Origin of the sequence: Shimia sediminis, assembly GCF_003990645.1 — a bacterium.
Classification (GTDB): Bacteria; Pseudomonadota; Alphaproteobacteria; order Rhodobacterales; family Rhodobacteraceae; genus Shimia; species Shimia sediminis.
The window spans coordinates 1-1,031 of the sequence record NZ_RYZK01000039.1; the positions used below are offsets into that span (position 1 = coordinate 1).

Sequence of the window (1,031 nt, forward strand, 5' to 3'; positions counted from 1 at the left end):
AAAAAATTTAACTAATTTTGACCGTAAAATCGATCAAACGAACAGGAATTTTTTTCGATAGTGTGAACTAAACGGCAGCTTTCTTTAGATCAGATTTTTAATTTCATCGTACAATACTAATACGATGGCACCTCCTGTACCACGGAGTACGTTTGAGAAAGCACCCTTGAAGAACGCTGCACCACCTTCGGTCTTTGCTATGGTTGCCCAGCAGTGAGCTGTACTTTTGTACAAAATGTCAGCCTTCTTACGACCAGACTGCATCATCATACGCCTACGGACTGTATCAAAGGGATATGAGATAATACCGGCAATTGTGGTTACAGTCTGTGCAATGGCCCAGGAAATAATGATGGGAGTGTTCTTAGGGTCAGGAAGGATACCTTTGGCTGTGTCATAGAAACCAAAGAATGCTGCACGATAGATAATGATACCTTGTACGGATACACCGAAACCACGGTACAAACCAATGAGACCGTCACTTTTGAAGATTTTAGTTAAACAATTACCCAAACCACTAAATTCACGTTCACCTGCAGCTTTACCAGTATCGGCGGCCAATCTGGTTCTGGCAAAGTCAAGTGGGTAGACAAAGCAGAGGGAGGTGGCTCCAGCAGCACCACCAGAAGCCAAATTACCCATAAAATATCTCCAGAACTGCGTGTGTTTGTCTACATTATGTAAAAATAGCTGCTTATATTTGTCTTTGAAAGCGAAGTTAAGGGCTTGAGTTGGGAAGTATCTGATTACGTTGGCGAAGTTACCACGCCAGTATGCCAAAACACCCTGTTCTTTTGGGATACGAACAAAGCAATCTATCATACCCTTGTATCTCTGATCCTCTGTGATTTGTTTGGAGACATGTTGGACTTGGAGGAGCAATTTCACTCTTTCAATGGGTGCTACGGCTGTTTTTGAGATGGCTGCGGAAACACCGCCAGCCAAAAAATCCTTTGCGAAGGCAACGGGATCTGCTAGATTTGAAGGCATTTTTACACTAGGGTATGATAGAATAAGTCTGCACGAGCCGC

At 43.2% G+C, this 1,031-nt stretch carries 1 protein-coding gene; it reads right to left on the minus strand.

The features are described from left to right. Window positions 1-84 precede the first annotated feature (84 nt). A partial coding sequence (locus tag EK369_RS22775) for an MC/SLC25 family protein (RefSeq protein WP_206198146.1) occupies window positions 85-1,031 on the minus strand: 947 nt, incomplete at its 5' end.